The sequence below is a fragment of the Vreelandella rituensis genome (assembly GCF_003336665.1).
Taxonomy (GTDB): domain Bacteria; phylum Pseudomonadota; class Gammaproteobacteria; order Pseudomonadales; family Halomonadaceae; genus Vreelandella; species Vreelandella rituensis.
This window is the reverse complement of the sequence record NZ_QPIJ01000001.1, coordinates 298,538-317,173: the sequence shown is the minus strand read 5'-3', so window position 1 is coordinate 317,173 and position 18,636 is coordinate 298,538. Positions and strand designations below refer to the sequence as shown.

The 18,636-nt window shown below is 59.6% G+C and carries 16 protein-coding genes; 14 read left to right on the top strand and 2 right to left on the bottom strand.

Going from position 1 to position 18,636, the window contains the following annotated elements:
• Positions 1–38: 38 nt before the first annotated feature.
• Together DU506_RS01590 and DU506_RS01585 are read right to left on the bottom strand one after the other, a co-directional pair.
• Positions 39–1,211: a hypothetical protein gene (locus DU506_RS01590; protein ID WP_147273726.1), complete on the bottom strand. Its 1,173-nt coding sequence runs from the start codon at positions 1,209–1,211 to the stop codon at positions 39–41.
• A gap of 1,152 nt (positions 1,212–2,363) precedes the next feature.
• On the bottom strand, positions 2,364–2,990 hold the full coding sequence (locus DU506_RS01585; RefSeq protein ID WP_181870662.1) for a hypothetical protein: 627 nt from the start codon (positions 2,988–2,990) through the stop codon (positions 2,364–2,366).
• 378 nt (positions 2,991–3,368) lie between these two features.
• Between DU506_RS01585 and DU506_RS01580 the strand changes: the two genes are divergently transcribed.
• The 14 genes from DU506_RS01580 (at position 3,369) to DU506_RS01515 (ending at position 18,623) form a co-directional block, all read left to right on the top strand.
• The gene (locus tag DU506_RS01580) at positions 3,369–3,743 is read left to right on the top strand and encodes a hypothetical protein (protein WP_114485204.1); all 375 of its coding nucleotides are present in this window, start codon (positions 3,369–3,371) and stop codon (positions 3,741–3,743) included.
• A complete protein-coding gene (locus DU506_RS01575; protein ID WP_114485203.1) occupies positions 3,734–5,548 on the top strand; it encodes a hypothetical protein in 1,815 nt (604 codons plus the stop codon). The genes DU506_RS01580 and DU506_RS01575 overlap by 10 nt, the downstream gene beginning before the upstream one ends.
• A 9-nt stretch (positions 5,549–5,557) precedes the next feature.
• Positions 5,558–6,628 (top strand): type II secretion system protein, encoded by a 1,071-nt coding sequence (locus tag DU506_RS01570; protein WP_114485202.1) that lies wholly within the window; start codon positions 5,558–5,560, stop codon positions 6,626–6,628.
• Positions 6,629–6,695: 67 nt separating this feature from the next.
• Entirely contained in the window at positions 6,696–7,367 is a 672-nt protein-coding gene (locus tag DU506_RS01565; protein ID WP_114485201.1) for a prepilin-type N-terminal cleavage/methylation domain-containing protein, read from the top strand.
• A gap of 61 nt (positions 7,368–7,428) precedes the next feature.
• Positions 7,429–8,286, top strand: a complete 858-nt coding sequence (locus DU506_RS01560) for a hypothetical protein (protein WP_114485200.1) — start codon at positions 7,429–7,431, stop codon at positions 8,284–8,286.
• Positions 8,287–8,300: 14 nt separating this feature from the next.
• Positions 8,301–10,229, top strand: coding sequence for a GspE/PulE family protein (locus DU506_RS01555; RefSeq protein WP_114485199.1), 1,929 nt, complete (start codon positions 8,301–8,303; stop codon positions 10,227–10,229).
• Positions 10,230–10,241: 12 nt separating this feature from the next.
• Positions 10,242–11,273, top strand: a complete 1,032-nt coding sequence (locus DU506_RS01550; protein ID WP_114485198.1) for a type II secretion system F family protein — start codon at positions 10,242–10,244, stop codon at positions 11,271–11,273.
• Positions 11,273–12,388: a hypothetical protein gene (locus tag DU506_RS01545; protein ID WP_114485197.1), complete on the top strand. Its 1,116-nt coding sequence runs from the start codon at positions 11,273–11,275 to the stop codon at positions 12,386–12,388. The genes DU506_RS01550 and DU506_RS01545 overlap by 1 nt, the downstream gene beginning before the upstream one ends.
• The gene (locus DU506_RS01540; protein ID WP_114485196.1) at positions 12,381–12,935 is read left to right on the top strand and encodes a hypothetical protein; all 555 of its coding nucleotides are present in this window, start codon (positions 12,381–12,383) and stop codon (positions 12,933–12,935) included. Before DU506_RS01545 ends, DU506_RS01540 begins: the two co-directional genes overlap by 8 nt.
• Positions 12,932–13,531, top strand: coding sequence for a hypothetical protein (locus tag DU506_RS01535; RefSeq protein WP_114485195.1), 600 nt, complete (start codon positions 12,932–12,934; stop codon positions 13,529–13,531). Before DU506_RS01540 ends, DU506_RS01535 begins: the two co-directional genes overlap by 4 nt.
• 82 nt (positions 13,532–13,613) lie before the next feature.
• A complete protein-coding gene (locus DU506_RS01530) occupies positions 13,614–14,255 on the top strand; it encodes a hypothetical protein (RefSeq protein WP_114485194.1) in 642 nt (213 codons plus the stop codon).
• A gap of 51 nt (positions 14,256–14,306) precedes the next feature.
• Positions 14,307–15,533: a type IV pilus twitching motility protein PilT gene (locus DU506_RS01525; protein ID WP_114485193.1), complete on the top strand. Its 1,227-nt coding sequence runs from the start codon at positions 14,307–14,309 to the stop codon at positions 15,531–15,533.
• 120 nt (positions 15,534–15,653) lie between these two features.
• Positions 15,654–16,247, top strand: coding sequence for a hypothetical protein (locus tag DU506_RS01520; RefSeq protein ID WP_114485192.1), 594 nt, complete (start codon positions 15,654–15,656; stop codon positions 16,245–16,247).
• 165 nt (positions 16,248–16,412) lie between these two features.
• Positions 16,413–18,623 carry a LysM peptidoglycan-binding domain-containing protein gene (locus DU506_RS01515; protein WP_114485191.1) on the top strand — a complete coding sequence of 737 codons (2,211 nt, stop codon included), beginning with the start codon at positions 16,413–16,415 and terminating at the stop codon, positions 18,621–18,623.
• Positions 18,624–18,636 lie beyond the last annotated feature (13 nt).

The following is an 18,636-nucleotide window of genomic DNA, read 5'->3' as shown; positions in this document are numbered from 1 at the left end:
ACGCGCCCACCCCTAGCGGTGGGCGCTTTGCCGTCTAATCAACGTGGCCGCTTCTTGCCACCCGCAGGGGGCAGGGGCTCTTGACGCTCCGAGACGACGCGCTCTTTCAGGTGACTGGCCTTCACTTCCTGAATAAAGGAGGCGCTGCCGTACAAGGCCAACTCGACATCGATCACCTTCCCGCGCTCACCGATCACTTTTTTCGACTCGACCCGGCTTAATGTCCCGAACTTCTTGAGCGATTCGGCCACTTGAATGAACTTGCGGATGCCATCGCTGCGCCGCGAATACTGCAGCTCGCCGCAATGCCGCACGAATTCCAGATAGCTGATACGAAAGGGCACGGTGGTCGATATGTTCCTGGCCCGCGTCACCAGTATTTTGCTCAGCACCAGCGCCGACTTGGAGTGCGTGCACATCAATCGCTCAATGCTGTACTGGCGATAGGCGCGGTCTTCGATCGACATGGAAATCATCGGGTGAAAGCGCGCCGCCCAAGTCGCGTTCGGGTCATTGCGTTTGAAGCCGCGCTGCGAGTAGGAGTAAAGATCGGGCAGGATAGGGCCGGACGCCAGCAGCACATTATTGATCCGCACCTCCAAATTGCATTTGTGCAGAATCTGGAGCGAGCGAATCAGTTCGGGGTAAGTGCGGCCACGCTTGTTGGCGGACATGAAGGTGCGCAGCGAGGACAGCGAGAACGAAACACCGTAGGCGCGATCGGGGCCGACATCGCTTTTGAACAGCTCAGTGCGATCCATGGCCATCTTCACCAGAGACAGCTCCAGCAGTTCTTCGGTGAGCCCTGGATAGTAAAACACGCTGCACAGCTTGCCGTTGATCGTCTCGTTGATCTGGGCCGGGGTCAGCACCATTTCGCAGACCTGATCGCCAAACTCGAACTTGTGGCTGAAAATCTCCAGAGGCTCTTCCCCCGGCTCGCTCTTGAACCGCCCCTGCAGGGCCAAGCCCGAAAAGCGGGGAATGTTGTCCCAGAGGGAGAACAAATTCGACAGGCCGTCGCGCTCACGGTAATTGTTGGCCACCACGCCCTGAAAATCCTGCAGGGCACTCGAGTCCTTTTCAAAAAACTCCGGCTGGGGGTCAGGCGGTGCAAGAAGCCCCAGGTTGAGTTGCGCAACGCCGCCTGGCGGAATGACAGGATCGCTCTGATCATCCGATGTGACCGGCGCACCGTCGATCTCCGACATGAGTATTTGCCGCCGCGCTTGCAGCTTTTTGTAGTTAGGCTCTTTTCCACTCATCGCACGCCCCCCTTGGCTCTATCAGAGCCTAACCGAGTCAAGCGGCTATCTACTAGGTAGCTCACGTCGCACGAATGAAAAATAAACGGACAGTCTCGCCTGCTGCGACACGAACTACCTAGCTTGAAGGCCAATACCGTCGAAGGTGCGACAAGAACTACCGAGTAGGGGCGTTTTCACATCAACTTGGCATAATTTTCAAAAAACTTGGCATAATTCTCAACGTTGCGTGGCATAACCGTTTTTTAACGTCATATCGCATAGGGAAGGGGTCATACATCAGCCAGTTACGTGGTGATATGTTTCGTAATAACGTTGGTCAGCAACCTGTCCGAACGCACGTTTAACTTTATGCCACGTTTACCCGGACATTTTATGTCAGCATCCGGTGAAAAATGGTCGCTAAGATGCTGTTTTACCGTATGGCTTATGCCAACGGGTGGTGGAAAAGTTAGCAGGGAAGCGAAGGGCGCAACGCCAAGACCTGGCGCCCGGCTAGGTAGTTGCCGTCGCAGGGCCGGTGGAATAGGGCCAAGCTGCGACAACGACTACCTAGTTACCCCTCCCATCCGGTGAATTTCGCTCTCCCAAGGCGTCACGATGCGACAAAAACTGCTTAGCACAGTGACCTGGCTCGCGGCTGGCGCGCAGAAGGAGAGCACTAGGAGGGCAGCTAGGTAGTTTGTGTCACCCGAACTAGGTAGTTCGTGTCGCACCCCTCAAAATACGGCGAAAAACGAGGCTCGGCAGACACAGCAGCTAGGTAGTTCGTGTCGCACCAGCTGGGAAGCTAGGTAGTTTGTGTCGCACAGAACGGGGCTACTAGGTAGTTCGTGTCGCACAGCGCGATAAATACTCGGTAGTTCGTGTCGCAGCTGGCGTTGGCGGGAGAAGGGCTAGGTAGCTGGCGTCACGCTGAGTCGGTAGTCCGTGTCGTCGCCACTAGGCAGTCCTTGTCACAGCAGAGCGTATAAGCCACTGAAATATTGCGACAAATAGACCGCCTTCTTTTGTTCCTTTATTCCTTTCCGTAAAAAGACCTTGTTGCGGCTCACCCAGAGCGGTGAACCGCATGCTCTTTCGCGCTCACACAAGCGATCACATCGACGGCCCCTTGGAAGGCGACCCAGTGACCGGATAGCTAGGGGCAGAGCCATCGCCCCAGGCGCTGATCTCATCGTCAGGTGGCAGCGGCTCACCTTGGCGCGGACAGATTTTCGAGCCCTCAAGGGCTTCATACTGCGCCTCGGGATCAAAGCTGAATTTCAGCGGAAAGGGAATCGCCATCAGCTCGCCTAGCGGAATCTCGCAAAAACGCCCAGAGGCTTCAAGCTCGGCAGGGGTCTGCCCCAACTCAGGAATCGTCTGGCCAAACGTCCCTGCGAAATAATGACCCGGCACCAGTGGCCGCAGATCGGACATGATGTGCCAGTAGTCGCCCGTCTCCTGATCTTGCATGACGCCGCCCAGGAGAAGTTCGATACCCATTTCTCGCTTCTGCTCCTCGTCCATGGCGTCGATGTTCACCCCGGGATGGCCCGCCAGGTTGCGCTCCGCCAGCCAGACATGGGCATCGACGCCGCCAAAACTTCCATTGCCTTGGTAGCCACCCTCACCGATAGGAGGCTCTCCTCCCGGCTGCAGCAGATACACCATTCGCCTGTTGTGGCTACACGCCGGAATACTTTCCTGTGTGTCGGCGGTTTTCCAGCTGAAAAATCCCATGGGCATCATCCTCAGAAAGCGGTTCTTCAAACCCACTTTAGCAAATTTCTGCCGGGCCTACTGGTCGAACACCTCACTATTTCCGATAACCTGACATAACCATCAGATAGACCTAGATTGACGCCCTTTACCCTTACCTAGACGGCCCAGCGTATGGCTTTATCCAGCATGCGACTCCGCTACATTCCCGCCATAAGCACCGTTTAGCCCAATTCGTTGCTTTTGGCCGTAAAGCAACTTTCCCCAAGCAACTTTCCAAAATGGTACACTACTCACATCACCGGAATATTCGCATGATCTAGGCTGGCGCACTTGCCGCCACGTTCAAGTATCAGGCTGCTCAAATCCGGCACGAATGCCACAAGGGAACCAAGGGACATGCATAAACGGGTTTGCTCGTCACTAGCCGTTATCACGCTGATGTTTACGTCGGCCTCGCACGCTGCCGCCGTGCCCGCAATCGATGCGGTCGACACCATCCGCTTCGAGGACTCGCGCCACTATGATGTGCGCCAGGGCTGGCTCTCCGAGTCCGTGAAGACCATGGCCGCCCAAGCCGGTTACAGCACCCTCATCTGGACACCCGATCCCGAAGGCAAGCTCGATTTCAATATCCCCCAGAGTTTCCGGCTAAAAGCCCCCAGCGCGGTCTCAGCGCTCACCCAACTGATGGAACCCTACCCAGTGCGCCTGTGCCTTTATACCGGCAATGGCGTGGCCCAGGTGCTGCCTCAGGGGGAGCCATGCCTTTAATGACGTTTGATCGCGCCAGTGCCTTTCGCGCCGTGCTTGCCAAACGCCCTGGCGCCTATCTCGGCAAAACACTGCTAGCGGCTTCAATCGCGCTGGCGCTAAGCGGTTGCGCCACCTCCGGCGACGACCCACGCATCGTGCTGCCGTTTCACGATAGCGCCAAGAGTTCGATCTCCGAAGCCGAAGCCTTGTTTCTCGAGCGCCAGGTGACGCCCGATCGCTCCCTGTCCAGCGTGCAGCGTGTCCATGATGTCTACGTGGATGTCCGTCCCCGTGAGCGTGACAACGGCCAGTGGCTCAAGAGCATCCCGTTTTCGATGACCGTGAGCGAGGCCGAAAACGGCCCCATTAGCCTCATGCAGATCATGAAGATGTTCTCGCGCCAGGGGCTCAACATCACCAGCGACATTCCGCTCAATAGCCACTACTACGCCGGCCTGTCGATTCATGACAGCAACGCTCAGGATGCCCTGCGCATGATCCTGGGCAGCATGGGCGTGGACTATGAGGTGGATGACAGTTCGCGCATGGTGCGGATCACCCATTTGCCGCGTCGCTCTTACACCCTGACCCTGAACAACCGCATCTCCAATTACGACTCCGGCAAGCTCGGCAAGCTCGATGAAGAAGCGGCCGCAGGGGAGGAAGCCGAAGCCGACGAAATGGGTATCCAGGCCACCAATAATTTCTGGGAAAGCCTGGAAGAAGAAATTCTGGCCCGCTGCACCATCCTTGCCCCCGGCGAGGGAGAGGCCGTTGGGTCAGCCGCAAATCGATACAGCAGTAACGACCCCGATCAGTTGCTGGCACAGACCCTGCAAAACGATGCTGCCCGCATCGTGCAAGGCTCACTTGAGGAAACCAGTGCCTGCCGACATACGGTCAATCCCAACACAGGCACTGTCACTGTCCAGGCACCTCGCTGGATTCAGGATGAGCTCGGCGAGTATTTCGAGCGTCTGAACAAGATGCTCAATACCCGCATTACCCTCCAGGCCAAGATCGTTCTATTCCGTTCCACCGAAGACAAGACCGAAGGGCTCGACCTGTCGCTGTTCGCAGGTGAATTGGCCAAGACCGGCCTGGCGGTACAGAACAATGTCCTCGGCGGCCTGACGCTGGAAGACGCAGGGCGCAACCGCACCGACATTACCGCCGCTGGCGCCATCGCCAACAGCTTCGTTGGTGGTCGCATCGACGGGGCGCAGCTGTTCCTTGGCTGGCTGGAATCCCAGGGCAGCGTGTCGATCGAGAACGAGCCGGTCATCACCACCGTCTCCGGGGTGCCGACCACCTTCAAGCGCACCTCGCCCGTGGTTTATTTCCGCTACAGCCAAGAGACCACCGCGACCGAAGGCGGCGCCGTGCTCGTTTCTATCGAATCCAAGGAAATCGAGCGCCGGATCGGATCGATCATCAACGTCAATCCGTCCTATGACATCGACCGTCGCTTGGTGAGAACCCAGCTCGGCATCACCCAGCGCTACCTGACCGGCTGGCAGGAGGATACCTCCTACCTGGCGGCAGGCTCCAATATCCAGGCCATCCCGGTGCGGGTGCCACTGATCGAAAACATCTTGCTCAGCGGCGAACTGCTGCTGCGTGACGGCGAGACGATCATCGTCGGCGGCCAGAAATTCACCACGGCCTCCCAGGACGAAAGCGGTGTGACGCAGCTGCGCCAACAGAAAGCGCTGGGCGGTATTTTCGGCCAGTCAGCGGCGTCGAATCAGGCCGTGACCTACTACGTCATTCTCTCTGTCAGCGTCGATGAATCCCCCAACGACCTGCCGAGCCGACTTTAAGGAGAGGGCATGATGCGCATCCCATTTCGCCGGCAATCCGGTTTCACCTTGATCGAGCTGCTCATCGTGATGTTCGCGCTCGGCGTGGTGCTGGCCATCTTTTCGTCGGCGGCAGGGCGGATGCTCACCATGCAGCGCATTGCCAAGCAGGAACAGGATGCCTACGAGAACATGCTGGTGGGGCGCAGCATGGCCCAGTACGCCACTCGCCAGCAGGTGGTGGGCAGCCTGCCGGACGACATCCCCGACGACTATCCGGTGCCGAACAGTAGCGACATTCTCCACGACACCGGCGGGGTGCTTGACGCCCTGTATATCGCCCGAGGGCTCTCGCCGCACAAGGCCCGCCATGACGGTACCGCCAACAAGAACCAGCGCAGCTACCGCAAGTTTGAGCGGACGGACGACGAACCCCTGTTCGGGGCAAGCGGCGGTCCCATGCTCACCCTGACCATTCAGCATGCCACCGTGCTGATGTTGGCCGATGCTCAGGATAAAGGGCTGGCGCCGGACGCTCTGGTGACGCTCGACAGTAACGGCGACCCGCAATTTCACCCCTCCTTGGGTACCGAGATTCCCGCCTACCAGTTCAGTAACCGCGTCCTCCAAGAATCACTTCTGGGCACCACCGCTCAGCGAGTGACACGCATTCGTCAGGCACTCAGCGATTACGTGTCCGCTGAACGTGCCAACGACATGGACCGCGAGCTGCTGAACAACGAATACAGCAACTTCTATCCGGCAAGCGACGGTGATCAGGATTACCGCCAGCTGACCGGCGCAACCGATGACGGCAGTGTTTCCAACCTGGCTGGCGCCGGCAATGCGCGCTGCTACCAAAACTGGATTTCGCTGACTGACATCGATTCATCCTCAACATCGCCCGATGTGCTTTCCCGCGTCGGGCTGGTGTACCAGGAGCACGGACGCACGGCGTGGGGCAAGTCCATCGAGTTTTGCCCCAACTACATCCCGCCAGGCGTAACGATGGACCCAGACAAGCCCCCGTTTTATGGCGCCATTCGCTTTCGCAAGGATGTGGTGAACGACGCGGGTAACTGGGTGCATATCACCCTTTGAGAGTGGGCCTTCGGGTCCGAAACGTAGCGAGCCGTCAGGCTTTCCCTAAAGAAGGTAGGAAACCAGCATGAAACTGAAATCCATGTTCCAAACCCCGGCACTGCTCTCCAAGCGTGCAAAGCGTGATCTGCACAAGGCACGCAAGGCCCGTAAGCAGCAGGGCTTCACCCTGATCGAGCTGATCATCGTCATCGGCGTGATCGGCGCGATTCTCGCGATCATCGCCCCCAGCATGACCTCGCCTCAGGACAGCACCGAGTCCACCCAGATCGAACGGATCATGAACAACGTCCGTGGTGATGTGGGCGTGATCGCGGCGAGCTGTGGCCTGCGGACCAACACTGTCAATCAGATGTCGGCGGCTGGTGCTCCAGGTGAGCTCGAAGACTTGATCTTCCGTGGCGTCGGCGTGCATGCAGATTTCACGTCCTGTTACGAATCGTCCGGCCATCGTCCCAACTACAGCGGCCTGAACAGCACCAACATGCTTGGTGCTTATACGGTGGCGTTTGAAGATGGAGCAGAAGCCCCCCTTGCTGCGGGTAGCCAAGTTGAGTTCGTGACCTTCGCCGACCTGCCGGAAACCGTCGCCTCCCGCCTGGTGGCACGTTACACCGACGAAGACCTTGGCACTGTACTGGGCTATGCCGCTAATGGTGTCTACAACAGCGCAAGCTCCCCGTTGATCGTGAGCGGAACCGTTGGCGCTGACGATTGGACCGCCAAGTTCCGCCTGTAAGCCAACCCCTCAAGTAGCACCCCCGCCGCCCTTCGGGGCGGCGGACACACAGGAGACCGATATGCTCGTTGCACTGATCCTCGTCGGTTTCAGCATGTTTATTTCGGTGAACACCCTATTGCTCGTGGACCACTACCGCGAGCAACAGGATGGGTACCGCTACGAGCAGCACACCAACCTGCTCGAACTCGCCATTGAGGATGTGTCCATTTATCAGAAACGCCACCGGGCAATGCCGGATGCCGCCACCCTTGCCAGCCGCGTGCCGGCCTGGGCGGCTGCGCTCGAGCATCCGATGCCCTCGGTGCATTTCGTCAAGGCGGCCTTCAGCGCGACAAAGCCGAACCTGGAGCGGGGCATGCTGATTCACTTGCCGCCGCCGCAGCCCATCGAGGAATTTCTGGCACCTGAATTCAGCGCCTGCGAAGACGTCGACGGCCTGGGCTGGCTTGACGGCGGCGCCTGGTGCCCGCCGATCTTCGCCACCGAAAAGTACACCTTCAGCCGCGTCTCGCCTTACCAGTTTGCCGGTGACGAAATCGTCGCTCAGCGCCAGCGCCTGCAAGTGCTGGCCAACCGGCTGGCGCTCTACCACGCCGCCCATGGACGCTTCCCGGCCCTGGTGCTCGCCGATGGCACCCCTCTGGGAACGCCTGATGCCGGCGACAGCGTGGTCTCCACCTCGATCGCTGCGTCTCTGGGCGGGCTGGCGGCGGGGGATCATCCCATCTGCGAGAGCGTGGTGCAGTGGGACAGCCTCCCGGTGGAATGCGCTGATGTGGTGAGCGTCTGGGGAAAAATGCTGGAGTGGGAGATTACCCCCACACCCGCCGGCACCGCCTTCGATCACGTCCTGACCCTGCGCGCCAAAGGCAGCCCCTTTGGCAAGGCCATCACCCACCGATTGCCGTACTTCTAAGGAGTGATTCGCCCATGTCAGGCATGTTAAGCCGCATCATTCCTCAAAACGTTCAGGCAACCGATAAAGTCGCTGCCGGGGCCATCGACGGTCTGTCGCGCGAGGTTAAAGAACTACTCAACAAGTGGGGCTGGAAGACTGCGACCCCGCTGGCCATTGCCGCCGCCGAGGAAGTGATTGCCACCCGCAGCATGCGCAGCGGGGAATTCCTGGTATCTCGCGGACACTTCACGGATGAGCGCCTCTCGGAGCTGCTCAGCGATCAACCCAAAGACACCCGCACCCTGGAATACATCCAGAACGTCGAGCCCCAGACCGCCCTGGATGCCGACCGCTACATGGCCGCCTGCACCGAAGCGCCGTTTTACCCCTTGGCGGAAATGGAAGTGTTGAGCAAGATCTCGCCCGAAGTCATAGCCGAACTCGACCGATACGACGCCCTGCTGGTGCTGACCGAGCCGGAAGGTACGCTGGCCCTGGTGTTCGCCACCTATACGCAGCTTTCGCGTTTCCGCTCTCAGGGCCGTGGCGAAGTCCTTAATAGCGCGATTTATCAGGAAGTCGTCAACCTGCATGGCGGTGAGCTGCATGTCGCCCTGAGTCACCCCCTGTCGGTCGCCAAGGCGTTGCGCGAGCTTCAATCCAGCGACGAAAACACCACCGGCGTCGGCCGCTACGCCAACGAGTGGGTGGTGTCCAAGACCGCCACCAACATCTCCCCGGTGGAGAAAGACCTGGCACGGCTGCTCGACTACTGCCTGGCCGAAGAAATCAACGACATTTCGCTGATGCCGGCACGCAACGGCGGCTATGAAGTGGCCGTGCGCCGTTACGGCGATCTGGTGACTCCCGAAGGGCTTTCCAGCTACTCACCGGAGATGGCGAGCAGCATCAAGCGGTTTTTGATGACCCAATCGGGCGCCAACCCCACCCAGGCTACCCGCATCTCCGAGCCTCGAGACGGCAGTATCGCCTATCGCTCATCGGTTGGGGCCTGCTTTCTGCGCTGCTCGTTCATCCCCACCAACCACCGCGGCGATCTCAACAACAGCATGTCGATCTCCCTGCGCGTGCTGCCCCAGACCAGCAAGCCCATCGAGGTCAAAGCCCTGGGCCTGCCCGAGCAGGTGATTAAAGATCTCAGCCTCGCCATGCGCCTGACCAGCGGGCTGATCATCGTGGTGGGGCCGACCAACTCGGGTAAATCGACCACCATTGCTGGCGCCATCAACGAACACGTCAATATTTTCGGCGAAAAGCGCAAACGCCTGTCGCTCGAAGATCCCATCGAGCGCCACATCGCCGGCGTGATTCAGTTCGAGCCTTCTGCCAAGGAAGGGCAGGCCGGGCGACTCGAGCAGATGCTGCGCGCATTTAAAAGACATGATCCGGACATGATCTGGGTAGGCGAGATCCGCGACATGGAAACCGCCGAAATCTGCGTCGACTCGGCGTCCTCCGGGCACGTGGTGGTCTCGACGCTGCACGCCAACGACACCGTGTCCGGCATTGATCTGCTCGGGCGCCTGGTGCCCGAAACCAAAGCCTTTCAGTTGATCGAGGCGGTAAGCCTGGTGATCTCGCAGCGCCTGATCAAGACCGTCTGCCCTCACTGCTCTGAGCGCACCCCATCAACCGAAGAAGAACAATGGCTGTTTGACAGCTACCTGGCGCGCATGGGGGAAAAGGCCACGCTGCCGGAAACCGTGGTGCGTGCCAACAAGGACGGCTGCAACGAGTGCCGCAACGGCTACAACGGCCAGCTGCCCATCTGCGAGTCATTGCCCATGACCCGCCAGGCACGTGACGACACGATGGATATGGTGGTTCAGCGCCAGGCAAAACACGCCGAGGTCGCCCGACACCGCTCCCTGACCCTTCTCGATTCGGTGATGACGCTGCTCCATGAGGGGCGCGTCGAACTCGGATCAGTGCTGACATAGCGGACACGACCCATGATGAAACGCAACGAAATCAAGCTTTCCTCACGCCTGCTGGCAGGGTTTCTCGCTGCCGGCATGCCGTTGAGCGAATCCCTTGAGCGCATGAAACTGACCATGCCGGCGCACAAGCTGCTCTGGCACAACGGCGTTCTCTCCGTCAATGACGGCCGCGCTCTGTCGGAGGTGATGAAGGAAGCCTGGCCACCCTCATTGGTCGAGGTGCTTAAAGCCGGTGAGCAAGCGGGGCAGGTGGAGGAAGTGCTGCGCGGGATCTACGACGCCCAGCTCATCGAGGACGACGTGATGGGCCAGCTTGCCAAGATCTATTACCCCCTGGGGATGGCATTTTCCGGGATGATAGTGGGGCTGTTCTTCCTCTTGCAGGTCATGCCCAACATTGCCGAGGCCCTGGGGCGCGATAAGGTCGCTGGCATCATGCTGTTCTCGCTTACCGCCAAGGACTATGTGGTCGAGAATCTTTACATGCTGGGCATCAGCATTGTCGGCACCCTAGCTGCCATCGTTTTCGGTATGACTCGCCCCGGTTTCAAACCCTGGGCGCAGACGGTCATCCTCAAGATTCCCTTTCTCAATAAAGCCATAGCCGATCTGCGCTTTGGCCTCTGGGCGCGCTACGTCGCCCTGTGCGTGAAGTCCGGCCTGGGTACCCGCGAATCCCTAATGATTACCGAGCGCACCTTGCCCGAGCCCATGCGGGAAGCCATCCAGCGAATCAGCAGCGATCTGGCGAAAAACGTCGCGCTCGAGACCACCGTCAACACCGACAAATTGGACGACGACGATCCACGCAAGCAGTGGTTGCCGTTCTTTATCACCACCGCCTTTATCACGGCCGCCCAGACCGGGCGACTGGATGAATCCTTGGAGCGTGTATCCCCGGAGTTGATCTGGCAGGGCACGCGTCGGCTGGGGCAAGTGATCTTTGTCGCGCAGCTGATCGCCATTGCCATGGCCGCCGGCATGATCGTGACCCCCATGGCGGCAATGTTAATAGAAATGATCGCATCCACAGGGAGAATCTAGTGCGCATCAGACTGCCTTCTCTCAAGCGTCACCCAAAAGACGCGGGCGCCGACCCCTCCACCAAGGGTGATACCGCCACGTTGGTCGGGCGCAGCGTCTACCTGAGCCTTGATGACGAACGTCCGAAAAACATGACCTGGGTGAAAAGCCTTTCCGCTCAATCGCCGCTGCGCATGGGGCGGGCGCGTAGCCAGCTGCACATCTACGTCGATGATGAAGTCACCGAGTCAAAAGGGCGCGTGAAACTCATGGCCGAAGGCTATCTTCGCCTGGGGCTCTGGCGCTCTCATCGGACGCGCAAGGTCGTGGTGATGCTCGGTGGCGAGCAGGACGAAACCGGTACGAACCTGCTGATGATGGTGTTCCAGAGCGGCAAGCTCAAGGACGTGGCCGAGCGTTTCCTGCCGCCGTCACCCGCGATCGACTTTGATGACCTGGTGCGCAATACCATCCAGAGCATCCGCGAAACCTTTCCAGAATGCAGTATCGAGCAATGCCACCCCTTGCCGGAATGGAAAGGCGTGGGCATCGATCGCTACCACGGCCCCCAAAGCCCCCTGCTGCGCTTCATCATGCCCACGCGCCTGGCCCCCGGCAAAGGGCTACAGGGTCACCTGATGATCCCCTTGCTGGTGGTTGTCGCCGGGGCCGGGTACTACGCCTATACCGTGGGAACGCCCTACCTCGAATACCGTGACGCCCATCAGGTGGCAGAGCGCTTGCAGCTGCGCATGACCCGCGAGACCAGCAATCGCATCAGCCTTGATGTGCTCCAGGCGCAAAGCGAGTTCGTGCGTCAAGAGCGTGACGATAGCCAGGTTCTCCACGTGGACAACGCCCTTCGCCTGGCAGGGGCCATCCATCAGATCCCCGCCGCCCAGATTCAGCGCATCGAGATGCTACCCAAGATCGCTCAGGCCGAGACCGGCATCAGGAGCCGACTGGACATTGTGGTGCCGAGTAACACCCAAATACCCGCGCTTGAACAGGGCAGGGATGTACTGGGGGAGCTTAGCCGTAACTCCGGCATGTCCATGCGCCTGTCCCGCCAACGTGGCATCAGTGAGCGCGGCGCCACTCGCGCCTTTGTGGTGGAGGTCGTCGGCAATGAATAACGTCAAGAAAAGCACCGCGCTACTGCCGATGATCACCCTGATGACATTTCTGGCCAGCGGGCTGCTCGCGCACTCCGCCACCAAGGCCCAGCAGACCTTGCAGGACAAGGCTGATCGCCAGGAGCGGATCAATGTTCAGGTTGCTCATCACCTGGATACCTACGAAGAGCTTTCCGCTCAGGCCAAGGACTGGGATCACGGCTTTCGCCACATCAATGAAGCCAAGGACGTGCTGGGCCTTTATCGCTTACTGAATTTACGCCGGTTTGGGCTGGCCAGCGATCTCGGCCAATTCCATCTGACCAGCGATAGCCCTTTCCTGGTGAAGAAACAGCACATCGGCCTGATCGAAGTCTGCGTGGCTTCCCAGGGTGATCGACTGCTGGTGCAGGCCGAGGACTACACCAAGCTGATGCAGGGCCTGGGCGAGATGGCCCGCGCCGAGGACATCACCTTTGACGGCCTGACTATTTACGGTGACCGCGAGCTCGGTGAAGCCGAACTAAGCAATGTCTGCATGCTACTGCGTGATCGAGGTGATGCATGAGCCCGAAATTCAAAGCCCTTCTGATTGGCGGCATGGCGCTTGGCGGCCTTTATCGGGGTGTGGAAATGCTCGACCTGCATCTGGCAAGTCTCGAGGTATTCCAGCCAAAACTTACCAGTTCAGCTGAACACAAGGCATCCCCGCAAGGGTTCTACCCGGTACTGGTGGAGGCGCGAAAGGGCATTGCCCTCGTCTCAATGGAAGGGGTGAACCTCAACGAAGCCTTCGGCGCCATGGCCAGCGCAAGCACCCTGACCGCGCCGGCCTTTCTTCAGACAAGAACTGTCGAGACCGACGATGAAGAAGAGTCGGCACGCGAGGTCGATCCGATCAATTTCCTGGAACGTCATCGCAGCGCCTTCCGTGTGCAGGCCCTTCTGCCGCACCAGCAGGGCGCGATCATCAACGGCATCGCCTACCAGGTGGGCGAGCCATTGCACCAGCAGCTCAAGACCCGTTTTTCCGACCACGATGGCAACCACCACTTCGAGCTTATCGTCCCTGTCGTGCATGCCGTCACCGAGCGGAAAATAACCCTGCATGCCCGGCATAGCCGTGGTTGGCAGCAAGAGGTGGTTCTCACGCTCGACGGCTGACACAACGATTTTCGGGCGGCGGTAACGCCCGACAAGCGACTGCCCCATGGCAGTCATCCACAGTAAGAAGAAGGAGCATCACATGAAAGCAAACCCCCTCAAGGCCGGCCTTATCGGTCTGGCACTTGCCCTGGGAACCAGCGCTTTGCTGGCATCCACCCAGGTCATGGCGGTCGAAGGCGGCACCTCCACCGGTGAGCTGGACTCCGCGGCTCAAACCGGTTCCGGCGAGACGGCCAGCACCAACAACGTCACCTTTACGCGCAGCGATTACGTTCGCCTGAAGGACACCTCCGTCGATTCCTGTGACGGCGATGCCGAGCAAGGCTACATGGGCTACGCCCCTGGCAAGGGCTTCGCACTGCACGTCTGCTTTGAGGATCAGTGGGTACCGATCAGCACCCTCCAGGCACTGCCGGAAGAAACGCCTGAGCTTGAGGAGCCGACCGCAGGGGAAGGTGGCACCATCACCTTTTCTTACACCTTCCCGAGCGAGAATGGCAACAGCGTGAAGCATGGCACCCCTGTAGCAGAGGCCGAGACTACCTGCGCCAATGCGCCTTCGCAGGAACTGTTGAGCCAAGCCATCGGCCATGGCAACTACACCGTGACCGATTATTCCAGCGTCTTTTCGCTTGACGGTGACCATGACATCCACGGCGACAACTGCGGATTCAAGCAAACCGACTGCGACTGCACCTGGACGGTCGACTACGAGGCGTAAGCCTGATCGATCCACATTGAACCTCTAAAAGGAGAGATAGGAGTGCCCGCAATGTCACCCCCCAATGTTCTCGCCCACGTCCTGGCCTCCGCAGTCGAGGCCGGCGCTAGCGACTTTCATTTCGGTACCTTCACCGGTGCCCAGGCCCGTATCGGCGGTCTTATCCAGCCCCTCAAGGTGCCGGATGAGCTCAAAGACGCGATGGTTCCCCTGATGTCGGTCGCCGACAAGGGGCATTCGCTGTTCGCGGCCATCAACGACATGCTCAAGACCTTCGACGGGGACAACCCCCTGAACCAGCGTCTGATTCATCGTCTGGATGCCCTTGTCGCCGACAACAGCAGCCCTTACCGCAAGTCGATGGCCGACATCGAAGAAGTCTTGCGTCTCGGGGAAATGGGCAACTGGCGTATGTCGCTCTATGAGAGTGACATGGAAGGCTTTGGGGTGGCATTGCGGGCACTCCCGTCTAAAATTCCACAGCTTGAAAACCTGATTCCCAGTTCATTACTTTCACTCAAAGCCCCGCTTGAAGCGCTGACCAAGCGCAAGACGGGCCTCTTTCTTACTACCGGGGCCACAGGCTCGGGCAAGAGTTCGACGCTTGCGGCCCTGGTGGATCTGATCAATCGCCGCGAAAAACGCCTGATACTGACCCTCGAAGATCCCATCGAATACTGGCATGCCTCCCGAGAAAGCATCGTGCGCCACCGCCAGATTGGCATTGATGCCTCGAGCTTCGCTGACGGTCTCAAGGGCGCGCTGCGCCAAGACCCGGACGTGATCATGATTGGTGAGCTTCGAGACCTGGAAACCATCTCCCTGGCGCTCAGGGCGGCGGAAACCGGTCACTTCGTATTGGGCACCCTTCACGCCCGCGATGCGCGTTCATCCATCACCCGCATCATCGAGACCTACCCGGTGGAGCAGCAGAGCATGATTCGCTCCCAGCTGGCCGAAAGCCTGGTGGGGATCATCAGCCAGCAGCTGCTGCCAGTGGGCGGCGGCAGGCCGGGGCGGGTGCTGCACCCCGAGCTTGTGATTATCCCCGAAGGGCAGGGCGGGATTCGCGCCACCATCCAGGAAGGGCGCTTTCACCAGATTGCCGGCACCCTCGAAGGGCTCGGCAAGGAAAGCACCGGCTGTTACTACAGCTTCAAGCAGACCCTCGAGATGCTTACCCAGGGCGGCAATATCATTCCTGAGTCTCCCGCAGGCAATGACCGCAACGTCGCTTCGGATGCGCCCTCAGGCGGCTTCTTCAAGCGGCTGAGTTAAGCAGCAGCAAGCTTGCGTCATCTTCAACCGGCTCAGGCCGGTTTTTTTGTCGCCCGCTCCCTATGCCCTGACCCCTATAGGGGTGTATGACGCCTCGCCACATGCCCAACAGGTACCGACATGGATCAACGCATCCCGCCCGCACTCTTGTCGCCCGCAGCCACCGCTGACTGCCCCCTGCATCGCGCCGGTCTCGATTTTGCGAGAGCCTTCCTGCGCGGCGAGATTGCCCCCTTCGCTGAACCGCTGGAGCATAGCGACAGCTTTTCCGACGCCCTCAACTCCCCCGAGGGCAATGATCTTGAAAGCTGCATCATGGGCCTGGCTCACGGTGACTGCCATTCGCTCACGGCAGCGCTTGCCGACCGCCTCGATGTGGAGAATGTCGTGATGATCCGAACCGCAGGCGGTGGAGCTCCCGTCCATAGCGGCCTTCACCATCCTGAAAGAGGACTGCTTCTCGACGCCAACGGCGTGCACCGGGTGGAAGATGCCTGCCGGTTCTGGAGCGTGATCGGTGGTGAGCCCTGCAAAGCCGTGCCAACAACCACCGATGGCTTCTGCTCAAATTACGACGAAGAAGACGCCGATTATGCGCTGTCGCACTTTGCCATCATTGCGGCCTTCGTCACCCCCAGGCTTGCGAAACTGACAGCAAGCGAACGTGCCGCCCCACCCGGCAGGAAAGCAGTTAGCGGGCCGACTCTGGGCTGACGCCGGTGACAGTGAAAAAGTTTCGCCCGTTTTTTCCGCCTGACCCCTATTGAGGAAGAAGACACAGGCTTGATAGAGCGACACGCGCCAGCCCGAGCAACGCCTGTAACGCAACTGAATTGAGCGATGGCCATAACCGGATGATCGCCCCAAGGATTCGATGCCATGCCCGACGCGAACCAGAATTTCTCACCCGTAAATAACGAAACCAACCTGTTCAGCATTTCACAGGTGCAGGAAAACCTGCTCATTATCGAACGGCTGCTGGAGCATGAAGCCGAAGCCAACCGCAACCGCCAGGATCGCCAGCGGCGCAGTCATATCGATCATTTCGTTCAGTCGATGGCGAAAAAGCACCGCGATGATGGTCTCGAAGGGCAGGCGCTCGCCGAGGCCGTTCAAAGCAGCGTTGCCCGCACCAGCCTGATGTCGCCAAAGGAGATGTTCCCTGACATTGCCCAGGAGCTTGCCGCAGAGCGAGCCGCTATGGACATGCCGGAGATATCCGAGGCCCATGCCTTTTTCAAAGAGCATGCCCCCGATCTTTACCAGGATCACCCAGACGGCAAAATCGATGACGTGATTCGCCTGGCCGCCCAGTACAGCAACACCTATCCCGACGAACCCTCTCTGTTTGACCAGATAAAGACCGCCGCCAAATCACCGGAATTCAAGCAGAACCTGATCAAGTACGGCAGCTACGGCTTGATGGCGGGGATGCTTGTGGGTACCGGTGGGGCCGCGGCTCCGGCCATGGTGGTCAGTCAGGTGATGACGCGCATGCTACCTCACATGAAGAACGCGGGGCAGCGTCTGGTGCGCAGCGCCGGTGACGCCCTGGTCAGGCATGACATTGTTTCGCAGCAGAATTACGACAAGGCGAGCGATCACATGAATCGACTCGCCTACAAGGCGTCCAAGAGCAAGATTATGACCTTCGGCAGGGTGGCCGGCATGGTGGCGCTGGGGGCGCTGGTCACCGGAACCGTCACGGCAAGCAGCCTGATTTCCCCGGAGGGGCTGACGGCCTTGGGGGAGCAACCCGACAAATGGCTGAGCGACGACGCCATAGCCGCTGCCCGAGAGGTCGCAGGGGCTGGCGATCAAGTGAGTGAAGAGGCCATAGCCGCCGCCCGTGAGGTCGCAGGCATCAGTGATCCAAGTGCCTCGATGGAGGGTTCCAATACTAACGAGACGGGTAACACTGCCACCCAAGATGTGGCAAACCCGGAGAACGCTGACGGTTCCAGCAATGGCATCACCTCCATCAGTGCCCATCAATTGTCAGGCGCACTGCATGAGGCCGGGATTCCTGCCACCCAGATCAATCTCTTTCATCAAGGGGCGATCCTTGGCCAGGCTGAGATGATCGATATCCTCAACCTCTCGACCTCGCCAGAGGACGTGCTTCGGGTCATGGTGGAACAGGGCATCGATGCCACTTCCCTGGAGCAAGCCTACCTGGCCGAATTTGGCGAAGCCCTGACCGTCACCGAAACGGCCACACCGCCCAGCCCGCCCACGCTCGATGCAGCGACAGCTTCCGAAACGGTGACATCACCCACGGTCGAACCAGCGATCGAACCAGTGCCACTTCCACCCATCGAGTACACCGTTCAGCCTGGCGATACTCTGTCGGATCTCATTCAGCGGGCGCTTGTCGAAGAAGGTATTCCCTGGGACAGTGAGCGGGTCTATGGCGCAGGCGGGCTGGTCGATCAGATTGCCGCGGCCAACCTGGACACCATCACCAGCCCCGATTTGATCTACCCCGGCGATACCATCCAGTTACCGCTGGATATCCTGCATGGAGAGCCGCAGTACGTTCAACCGGCACCCGAAGTGGCTGCCCATGCTCAGCAGCCCATTCCCGAGGCCCAGCCTGCCACCGCCCAGGTGCAGCAGCCCATTCCCGAGGCCCAGCCTGCCGCCGCTCATGCGCAGCAGCCGACTCCAGAGGCTCACCAGGCCGCGCAGACACCAACAGGGTCACCAGAGCCGGCCCCGTACACGATCAACCTTCATGAGCGCGTCAACGACTACCTGAGAGAAAGCGCCCAAACGATGGCCGCCACCACGGCTGAGGCAGGAACCCTGGCAGCCGCGGAAAGCACTCCCTCATCTCTGTCACTTGTCGAACGCATCAAGCAAAGCTACGGGGACGCCCTTGCCCGCATGGCGACCATGGTTGGCCCGGAGCAGGCGGCATCCATCTCCCAAGGCTTGGACGGCGAAGTAGCTGCCACGTCGAACTGGAATTGTACCGAAGTATCGGGCGAGGCTCCCACAGCTGCGGAACCGGAAACCAAGCCAGAACCGAGCAAGTACAACAATTCATTCGGCAAGGCTTACGCTTTTAGAGGCCCTGGCGGCTAACCCAAGGAGACGC

Bases quoted from the DNA above. Each gene is read 5' to 3' on its own strand.
- DU506_RS01590 (WP_147273726.1), bottom strand. From the start codon at position 1,211: ATGTCGGAGATCGACGGTGCGCCGGTCACATCGGATGATCAGAGCGAT.
- DU506_RS01585 (WP_181870662.1), bottom strand. From the start codon at position 2,990: ATGGGATTTTTCAGCTGGAAAACCGCCGACACACAGGAAAGTATTCCG.
- DU506_RS01580 (WP_114485204.1), top strand. From the start codon at position 3,369: ATGCATAAACGGGTTTGCTCGTCACTAGCCGTTATCACGCTGATGTTT.
- DU506_RS01575 (WP_114485203.1), top strand. From the start codon at position 3,734: ATGCCTTTAATGACGTTTGATCGCGCCAGTGCCTTTCGCGCCGTGCTT.
- DU506_RS01570 (WP_114485202.1), top strand. From the start codon at position 5,558: ATGATGCGCATCCCATTTCGCCGGCAATCCGGTTTCACCTTGATCGAG.
- DU506_RS01565 (WP_114485201.1), top strand. From the start codon at position 6,696: ATGAAACTGAAATCCATGTTCCAAACCCCGGCACTGCTCTCCAAGCGT.
- DU506_RS01560 (WP_114485200.1), top strand. From the start codon at position 7,429: ATGCTCGTTGCACTGATCCTCGTCGGTTTCAGCATGTTTATTTCGGTG.
- DU506_RS01555 (WP_114485199.1), top strand. From the start codon at position 8,301: ATGTCAGGCATGTTAAGCCGCATCATTCCTCAAAACGTTCAGGCAACC.
- DU506_RS01550 (WP_114485198.1), top strand. From the start codon at position 10,242: ATGATGAAACGCAACGAAATCAAGCTTTCCTCACGCCTGCTGGCAGGG.
- DU506_RS01540 (WP_114485196.1), top strand. From the start codon at position 12,381: ATGAATAACGTCAAGAAAAGCACCGCGCTACTGCCGATGATCACCCTG.
- DU506_RS01535 (WP_114485195.1), top strand. From the start codon at position 12,932: ATGAGCCCGAAATTCAAAGCCCTTCTGATTGGCGGCATGGCGCTTGGC.
- DU506_RS01530 (WP_114485194.1), top strand. From the start codon at position 13,614: ATGAAAGCAAACCCCCTCAAGGCCGGCCTTATCGGTCTGGCACTTGCC.
- DU506_RS01525 (WP_114485193.1), top strand. From the start codon at position 14,307: ATGTCACCCCCCAATGTTCTCGCCCACGTCCTGGCCTCCGCAGTCGAG.
- DU506_RS01520 (WP_114485192.1), top strand. From the start codon at position 15,654: ATGGATCAACGCATCCCGCCCGCACTCTTGTCGCCCGCAGCCACCGCT.
- DU506_RS01515 (WP_114485191.1), top strand. From the start codon at position 16,413: ATGCCCGACGCGAACCAGAATTTCTCACCCGTAAATAACGAAACCAAC.